This window comes from Psychrobacter nivimaris (assembly GCF_009812035.1).
Classification (GTDB): Bacteria; Pseudomonadota; Gammaproteobacteria; order Pseudomonadales; family Moraxellaceae; genus Psychrobacter; species Psychrobacter nivimaris.
Window position 1 is genome coordinate 85958 of record NZ_VZIZ01000036.1, and the last position, 9315, is coordinate 95272.

Below are 9315 nucleotides of genomic sequence, written 5' to 3' on the forward strand. Positions count from 1 at the left end.
TATTAGATTGATAGCTTAATGTAGAATGTGAATAGGTAAGTCTCTTTACTCATCACGTAAAGCACTATCGATAAGTCTTAAAAATAAAGCCTGCTAACGTAACGTTGGCAGGCTTTTTAATTTCAAATTAGTAATAATGTTTGAGTTCGCTATCTTAGGTTTTTTGAGCCAGCACTGATAATAAATTACCTACTTTATCTAAGCATTCTTGGTATTCAGCGTCACAATCAGACGCGACTGTAATACCACCACCTGCCCACAGGTTGATGTGTCTTTTTTTATTAAGGCCGTCATTTGAATAAGTATTGGCTTGCAATGTACGAATGAGTACATTCCATTGACCACTACCATCAAAGTTCATATAACCCATAGTGCCGCAATAAGCACCGCGTGGTGTAGATTCCAATTCAGCGATGATCTCGACGGCGCGTTTTTTTGGTGTGCCAGTGATCGAGCCAGCAGGCAGACTACCAAACAATACAGCCAACGGATGAGTATCAGTTTTGAGTTCGGCGCTGATGGTGCTCACCATATGATGCACGTTGCTAAAGCTCTCAATCGCAAATAACTGTGGTACTTTAACGCTACCAATTTTAGCGTATTTACCCAAATCATTACGCAGTAAATCTACAATCATGACATTTTCGGCACGGTCTTTTTCGCTATTGACCAGTTGCTGCTTATACATTTCATCTTGCTCGTTAGTATTACCTCGTGGCATGGTTCCCTTGATAGGCTTGGTGCGAATAGAGTGTTTGCCAGTGTCGATTTCTCTAGTGAATGTAAAAAACAACTCAGGTGAGCAGCTTAACAATTCAAAATGATTGCTGTCTGCGTTAAAGCTGTTGCTTCTATTTAGGTAATCACCATCATTGATATCAACGCTCACATATCCTGCAAAAGGCGCTTTTGTATTGCGATATAGCGCAGGCAAATAGTCAATAAGTGAATAGGCTGATTGAACATCGTTATTTTTACACGCTAAACTGCCAGACCATTTCTGTGTCAGGTTTATCTGATAGCAGTCGCCTTGCTGTAGATAGTCTTGTGTGCGATTAAATGCTTGTTGATAATCAAGCTTACTCCATCGCGGACTTAAAACTAGGGGAGTGATGCTTGATGCATCTTTAAACTGTGGTTGATTGAGATATTTATCAGACAGTTTTTGATCCAGTTCGTCTAGGTAAGAGGTAAGAGTATTTATAAGAGTATCGTTTGTCTTATGACCAATATTTTCAGAAACGTCAGCATCGGTCAGATGACTCTTTAACGTCCAACCTGTATCAGCATGTGCTGTAGGCGTTAGATAAATATCATAATGTCCCAACGAGGCACACGGCTGCATTGCCAATTCAATCCTATCGGTAGGACTTAGCTCATGAGCCGCAATATCATAACCAATAAAACCGATTAGCCCATGATGATAATTGGGTTTTGGGCTTTCTTCGTTATTGATATATGAGGTGTCGTGATTAACTTCTTGAGCATTACTATAAGCGATTAGCTCTTCTTGCCACTCTAGATAGCTTATATAAGCTGTCGTACTAGCATAACTATTATCAACGCTATTTACATTAGTATCGCGACTCAAGTCAGTATTGCGACAACTCTTAATCATCTTATAAATATTGGGTGAACTATTAAGAGCTTGCTTATCATTGGGATAAACAGACCAGCTGACTTTTGGGAGGAAACCGATTACTGGTCGACCATCGTTATTAAGCCAAACAAGCTGCCAGTTTGCTTTAATATCTTGGTCGAGCAAGTGACGCTGTAGCTGCGGCATCAGTTCGGCAGCAGACAAATCACCAAAACGCCAGCTAGGTTTGCTAGCTAGCGATGGCGCAGAATCTGTCTGCTCAGTTGTATTGTGATTTGATACAAGCATGGGTTAAGCGTCAAACTTTTTGATAATTAGCGTAGCGTTAGTACCACCAAAACCAAAGCTATTACTCATCAATGTTTCAAGATTTGCTTCACGCATTTCGGTGACAATATCAAAACCTTCAGCAGCAGGATCCAAGTTATCAACATTGATACTTGGAGCGATAAAGCCGTCCTGTAGCATTAGTAGACAATAAATCAGCTCTTGTGCGCCAACAGCGCCCAAGCTATGACCTGTCATTGATTTGGTTGAGCTGATAGCAGGTACTTTACTGACGTCATTATCGAATACTTTAGCAATCGCTTTAAGCTCAGTAATATCGCCCAGTGGTGTACTAGTACCATGGCTATTAATATAATCAACGCTTTCTAGTCCCGCTTCAGCCAAGGCTTGTTGCATACAGCGAACAGCACCTTCACCGCTTGGCGCAACCATTTCCGCACCATCAGAGCTGGCACCATAGCCAACGATTTCAGCCAAAATATTGGCACCGCGTGCTTGAGCATGCTCTAGACTCTCTACAACTACCATCGCGCCACCAGCAGCAATCACAAAACCGTCACGGTCTTTGTCATAGGCTCTTGAAGCAAGTTTTGGTGTGTCATTATATTGAGTACTAACTGCGCCCATTGCATCAAACATACAAGACTGCGTCCAATGCTCAGCTTCACTACCACCAGCCAATATCACATCGGCTTTACCCAATTGGATAAGCTCAGCAGCATGACCGATACAGTGTGTTGAAGTCGCGCAAGCAGAGGCGAGAGAGTAGGAGACGCCTTGGATTTTGAGGCCAGTTGCTAAAGCAGCTGATACTGAGCTGCCCATTGTCTTTGGTACTGCCATTGCGCCGACACCGCGTAGACCTTTTTCGCGCATAGCATCGATAGCATTGACGATATTTTCTGTTGATGCGCCGCCCGAACTTGCCACTACACCCACTCGTGGGTTGTTATTGATAGTATCAAGTGACAGGCCAGAGTGCTCAATCGCATTTAGCGCACTAACATAAGCATAAAGACTGGCGTCACTAAAGAACCGTTTCAGCTTACGATCGATACCACTGGTATCAAGTTCTGATTGATTGATACTACCGCTCACGTGTGATTTAAACTCGTGCTCAGCATAAGAATCGTTAAATGTGATGCCAGACTGACCCTCTTTGAGGGCAGTGGTGACAGTATCTAAATCATGTCCAATACAAGAGACAATCCCTGCTCCAGTAATAACGACGCGGCGCATATGCTATTCCTTATAAGTAACGACTTGCTAGCAGTTGGTTGCAATAATCGTGGTAAATCTATATATGATGTTTAACTATGAGTTAATTCGAGCATTATAATGAAAAAATAGTCTATGTAGATAACGATATCATGAATTTAGGTAACGAAATTCTGTTAACGGTCTATCAGAGGCAATATAAATTCAGTGTACAATTATGCTCTCAGTTATGGCACATGATAACGTATCAAGCACTGGAAATCTTCGGACAAGTGTAAAATAACGACAAAATAACACTTATGACTGAGTTTTGAGTAAAGAGATGAGAAGTAAGACTAGCTACTGACTATGGACGGAATTATACTTTAGATACAAAATTTGTGATTCTAATAACATTGTTCGCACTGACACCAGTTACGATAACTGGCTAGAATAATAGATTCATTATTATTAATAATTAACTATCATATTAAAATACAATTATATTAAAAAACCAACTCATCATATTAAGGACATCACGATGGCAAAGCGTAGCACTCTTTCTAAAAGCATCAATACCATTGGCTCTTTTACTCGAAACAATCTAGAGCGTGTAGGGGCTATGATTGATAGCGTAAACGCTAAAACGGGCAAACCGCGTCAATATAAAGCTGTAGACCTAGGCGATGAAGACTACCAACAAGACTTGTTTCGTGAGCAAACGCTAAAGGCTACGCAGCAATTATTAGGACCACGCTTTGCTACTTATGGTAAATATGCCAAGAAAGTCGTGCCGAATAGTTTTTTCCAGTCGACAGTTGACGGCGCATTTGCCCAAGTGGCCAACCTCGCTGCCAACTGGAGTCAACTAGACTTACCTAATGAACATCGTTTTGCCAATATTGCCACTTTAGATGACGAAGAGCGTTATGCGCTAGCTACTGATATCGCTAATCAAAACCGCGCGCTTGCAATGATGGGTGGTTTGACAGGTTTGGCAGGTCTACCAGGTTTGCTAGCTGATACATTGTGGCTATTATTGGTTTCATTACGTACAGTTTATCAGATTGCTGCTGTATATAATAAGCCGCTGACAGGTAAGCAAGGCGTCAAGATGGCGTACGAACTACTATCAAACGCTGATTTGAGCAAAATGCAAGAAAAACAAGCGCTACTAGCTGGTCTAGGTATTGGTAAAGGTTTGCTTGATAATGCTCAAAGCAACGGATTACATAGTGAACTTAAAAATCTCGGTCTAAAAAATAAAAATGTAAATTTCTATGCTGCGCAAATAGACAAAGTCGCAAGCCAAGTAGGTGTAGATTTAGATCAGATCAATTTATCATGGGTTCGTCGTTTTATTCCTGTCACCGCCGTAGCGATCGGCATGCACTATAACAGCCAATTGATCGACGAAGTTATTGGCGTTGCTCAGGCGACCTTTGCACCAGAAGCAAAATTGGCTAATCGTGCCATTACCGATGACAGCAGCAGTGAGGCTAAAGTAGAAAAGACTAGTACTGATGAGGCGAAAAAAGACACAGAGCGCAAAGAAAAAAGCAGTGATTCAGAAAAGGTCTCTGATAAAGAAGAAGCTAGTAAAGAAAAAACTAGCAGTAAAAAAGACGCAGACAAGCAAACGTCTGATAAAAAAGCCAAGTAATAGACATATAATTTGCTAGTTGGGTTATATATTTATAAGTACGATGGGATTTATCTTAGTTTGATTGAGTAATACGACTTGAAAATTAGGATAAATACCACCACTTAGTTACTATCAAGTACCATTTCAATATTAAACATCTTTTCTTAATGATGCTTGAGCTCGCTTTGTTTGCTTTATTTATTACGCTATTTTTCGGCGAAAAAACGATAAAGTGATACAATGAGAGGCTGAATGCATATCTGTCAAATGTTGTAAAGCGAAACCATTCATAAGTGGTTGAAATAGCAGCAACAACTCTTTATAATACACTGTCCTAAAAATGGGTGCCCCGAAATCTGCAATTATTGTCAGATAGATGGTGCATTGGCCCATTTTTTTGTTTTATACCAAACGGGAGAAGGATGCCTTATGGCAACAACTAACCAATTGATTCGTAAAGGTCGCAAAACCATCAAGGAAAAGTCAAAAGTTCCTGCGTTGGAAGCGTGCCCACAGCGTCGCGGTGTATGTACTCGTGTATATACTACCACGCCAAAAAAACCTAACTCTGCCATGCGTAAAGTATGTCGTGTACGTTTGACTTCAGGCTATGAAGTATCAAGCTACATTGGCGGCGAAGGTCATAACCTACAAGAGCACAGTGTTGTTCTAATCCGTGGTGGTCGTGTAAAAGATCTACCAGGTGTACGTTATCACACTGTTCGCGGTGCATTAGATTGCGCAGGCGTTAAAGACCGTAAGCAAGGTCGCTCTAAGTACGGTGCTAAGAAGCCTAAAGTTTAATAACTAAACGTTATTAGATAAGCTTTTTGCACTACCCAATAACTGTGCATGGGTTTGGTGTCAGTAGTAATATCGCTTTTATATAAATATATATCTGTGATTTGCTTTTAAAACATACCACCATGCAGTAAGGCTAACTGATAACTCACTGCTATATCCTAATGATAAGTAGTAGATGTTGTGAATGTTAGACACTCCTGAAGATAAGGAAATTTATTATGCCAAGACGTCGCGTCGTTGCTGCCCGTGAGATCCTACCGGATCCTAAGTTTGGTAGCCAAACTGTTGCAAAATTCATCAACCATGTAATGAGTGATGGTAAAAAATCTACTGCTGAGCGTATCGTTTACGGTGCACTTGAGACAGTAAGTGAGAAGCGTAAAGTTGAAGATCCAGTATCTTTCTTCGAAGAAGTGCTAGAAAATGTACGCCCAATGGTAGAAGTAAAAGCTCGCCGCGTTGGCGGTGCAACCTATCAAGTACCAATGGAAGTACGCCCCTCCCGTCGTACTGCATTGGCTATGCGTTGGTTAGCTGAAGCTGCTGCTAAGCGTTCTGAAAAATCAATGGCTTTGCGTTTAGCTGGCGAATTGAATGATGCTGCTGATGGCAAAGGCGCTGCTATGAAAAAGCGTGACGAAGTTCACCGCATGGCAGATGCTAACAAAGCATTCTCTCATTACCGTTTCTAAGCTACTTTTTAATAGTAGCCTGAGATTAGAGGCTCAAGCCATTTAATCTTACATTGTTGTTTATTCTATTGATTGCCGCCATCATCATTCGGTCATATATAAATGTTATTTATTGATGACTGAGGTGGCGGACATCTATCCAGATGTCTCTCTTAACAAATACAGTTTTTGCTGGAGAGCATCCCAAATTTGATGCCGCACTATTCTTAGTATTTGCTCTTTTTTTGTCCGTATTAGGCTCAATAATCAGTAAGTAATATTACGAAGCTGAACGCTTTGTCATAGAGTATGAGGTAGAGACACAATACATTATTATATACACGACTTTTCCTAGGAAAACACTATGGCTCGTAAAACTCCCCTAAAACGCTATCGCAATATTGGTATCTCAGCGCACATCGATGCTGGTAAGACAACCACTACAGAGCGTGTTTTATTCTATACCGGTGTTAGCCACAAAATTGGCGAAGTACATGATGGCGCAGCCACTATGGACTGGATGGAGCAAGAACAAGAGCGTGGTATTACTATTACCTCAGCGGCAACAACTTGTTTTTGGTCAGGTATGGCTAAACAGTTTGACGAACACCGTATCAACATCATCGATACCCCAGGTCACGTTGACTTCACGATCGAAGTTGAACGTTCTATGCGTGTACTTGATGGCGCTTGCATGGTTTACTGTGCAGTAGGCGGCGTTCAGCCACAGTCTGAGACCGTATGGCGTCAGGCGAACAAATATAAAGTACCACGTCTTGCATTTGTAAACAAAATGGATCGTGTTGGTGCTGATTTCTATCGTGTTATCGAACAGATCAAAACTCGCTTAGGCGGTAACCCTGTACCATTGGTTATTCCAATCGGTAAAGAAGATGACTTCGAAGGCGTTGTTGATCTAGTGACCATGAAAGCTATCTATTGGGACGAAGCGTCTCAAGGTATGCAGTATGATGAGCGCGAAATCCCAACTGAACTACAAGAAAAAGCAGCAGAATACCGCGAGCATCTTGTAGAAAACGCTGCTGAAGCAAACGAAGAGTTGATGAACGAATACCTAGAAAACGGTGAATTGACTGTAGAACAAATTCACGGTGCTATTCGTCAGTTAACTATCGATAACGAAATCATCCCGCTTCTTTGTGGTACTGCCTTTAAGAACAAAGGTGTACAGAAGATGCTAGATGCCGTTATTCAGTATCTACCTGCACCAATCGACGTACCTGCTATTAAAGGTATTCTTGATGACAAAGACGAAAGCGAAGGCAGCCGTGAAGCATCAGATGAAGCACCTTTCTCAGCACTAGCGTTCAAAATCATGAATGACAAATTCGTTGGTAACTTAACCTTCGTACGTGTTTATTCTGGTGTAATGAAGCAGGGTAGCAGTGTTTATAACCCAGTTAAGATGAAGCGGGAGCGTGTTGGCCGTATCGTACAGATGATGGCAAACTCTCAAGAAGAGCTTGCAGAGATTCGTACTGGTGATATCGCAGCTCTAGTCGGCATGAAAGATGTGACTACTGGTGATACGCTATGTGATGAAGACAACGTGATCACTCTTGAGCGTATGGAATTCCCAGATCCAGTTATCTCTCTAGCTGTTGAGCCAAAGACCAAAGCTGACCAAGAAAAAATGTCAATCGCTCTTGGCCGTTTGGCAAAAGAAGATCCATCGTTCCGTGTACACACTGACGAAGAATCTGGTCAGACAATCATCAGTGGTATGGGTGAGCTACATCTAGAGATTCTTGTTGACCGTATGAAGCGTGAATTCAACGTTGAAGCAAACATCGGTGCACCTCAGGTTGCTTATCGTGAGACGATTCGTAACACTGTTGAACAAGAAGGCAAATTCGTACGTCAAACAGGTGGTCGTGGTAAGTTTGGTCACGTATGGTTACGTCTTGAGCCACTTGATCCAGCTGGCGACACTGAATATGAATTCGCTGAAGAAGTTGTTGGTGGTACTGTACCAAAAGAATTCCATGGTGCTGTTGATAAAGGTATCCAAGAGCGCATGAAAAACGGCGTACTTGCAGGCTACCCAGTAGTTGGCGTAAAAGCGACCTTGTATGATGGTTCTTATCATGACGTTGACTCTGATGAATTGTCATTTAAGATGGCTGGTTCTATGGCCTTCAGAAAAGGTTTCTTAGCAGCTGATCCAGCACTACTTGAGCCAGTAATGAAAGTAGAAGTTGAAACACCTGAAGACTACATGGGCGACATCATGGGCGATCTTAACCGTCGTCGTGGTTTGGTACAGGGTATGGAAGATCTACCTGGCGGTACTAAACAGATTCGTGCTGAAGTACCATTAGCGGAAATGTTTGGTTATGCCACTCAAATGCGCTCTATGTCACAAGGCCGTGCAACTTACTCAATGGAATTCCAAAAGTACGCTGAAATTCCAAAATCAGTTGCTGCTGAAATCATCTCTAAGTTCAACTCTAAAGATGATGACGAGTAAATAAAGCTTACTGAAAGTGACAATATAGAGTACGTCTGTGTATTGTCACTAAAGAATACACCAATAACTTGTTAAAAGACTTGTTATTGGCCGCGATTTTCTTATAATATCTGCACATTAGTATGTGCAACCTTTTAACAATTATCTTAATGTGGTCAAAATCGTCTTAATAATCATATTTATATGAGTTAAGTCTTGAACCCCAAAAAAAGAGGAAATACCCATGGCAAAGGCCAAGTTTGAACGTAACAAGCCACACGTCAACGTCGGTACAATCGGACACGTTGACCATGGTAAAACAACCCTTACCGCTGCAATCGCAACCGTAGCTGCAATCACCTCTGGTGGTGAAGCCAAAGACTACGCGTCTATTGACTCAGCACCAGAAGAAAAAGCACGTGGTATCACAATCAACACCTCACACGTAGAATATGACACAGACAGCCGTCACTACGCACACGTAGATTGCCCAGGTCACGCCGATTATGTTAAAAACATGATCACTGGTGCGGCACAGATGGACGGCGCAATCCTAGTAGTATCTGCAACTGACGGCCCAATGCCACAGACTCGTGAGCACATCTTGCTTTCACGTCAGGTTGGCGTACCGTACATCATC

At 41.9% G+C, this 9315-nt stretch carries 7 protein-coding genes; 5 read left to right on the forward strand and 2 right to left on the reverse strand.

All coding sequences use genetic code 11. The annotated features are described in order from the left end of the window. Positions 1-154: 154 nt before the first annotated feature. Positions 155-1888 carry an anthranilate synthase component I family protein gene (locus FQV37_RS12430; RefSeq protein ID WP_160023416.1) on the reverse strand — a complete coding sequence of 578 codons (1734 nt, stop codon included), beginning with the start codon at positions 1886-1888 and terminating at the stop codon, positions 155-157. 3 nt (positions 1889-1891) lie between these two features. Continuing rightward, the gene (locus tag FQV37_RS12435) at positions 1892-3127 is read right to left on the reverse strand and encodes a beta-ketoacyl-ACP synthase II (RefSeq protein WP_102091614.1); all 1236 of its coding nucleotides are present in this window, start codon (positions 3125-3127) and stop codon (positions 1892-1894) included. A 499-nt stretch (positions 3128-3626) separates the two neighbouring features. Between FQV37_RS12435 and FQV37_RS12440 the strand changes: the two genes are divergently transcribed. The 5 genes from FQV37_RS12440 to FQV37_RS12460 all read left to right on the forward strand — a co-directional run. Then, positions 3627-4748 (forward strand): EcsC family protein, encoded by a 1122-nt coding sequence (locus FQV37_RS12440; RefSeq protein ID WP_160023418.1) that lies wholly within the window; start codon positions 3627-3629, stop codon positions 4746-4748. A 411-nt stretch (positions 4749-5159) separates the two neighbouring features. After that, positions 5160-5534 carry a 30S ribosomal protein S12 gene (rpsL, locus tag FQV37_RS12445; RefSeq protein ID WP_011281154.1) on the forward strand — a complete coding sequence of 125 codons (375 nt, stop codon included), beginning with the start codon at positions 5160-5162 and terminating at the stop codon, positions 5532-5534. 218 nt (positions 5535-5752) lie between these two features. Further along, positions 5753-6226 (forward strand): 30S ribosomal protein S7, encoded by a 474-nt coding sequence (gene rpsG, locus FQV37_RS12450; protein ID WP_057761735.1) that lies wholly within the window; start codon positions 5753-5755, stop codon positions 6224-6226. Between the two features lie 343 nt (positions 6227-6569). After that, on the forward strand, positions 6570-8696 hold the full coding sequence (gene fusA / locus FQV37_RS12455; protein WP_101205359.1) for an elongation factor G: 2127 nt from the start codon (positions 6570-6572) through the stop codon (positions 8694-8696). A gap of 223 nt (positions 8697-8919) precedes the next feature. Then, positions 8920-9315: GTP-binding protein (locus tag FQV37_RS12460; RefSeq protein ID WP_160023420.1), on the forward strand; the 396-nt coding region annotated here is incomplete at its 3' end.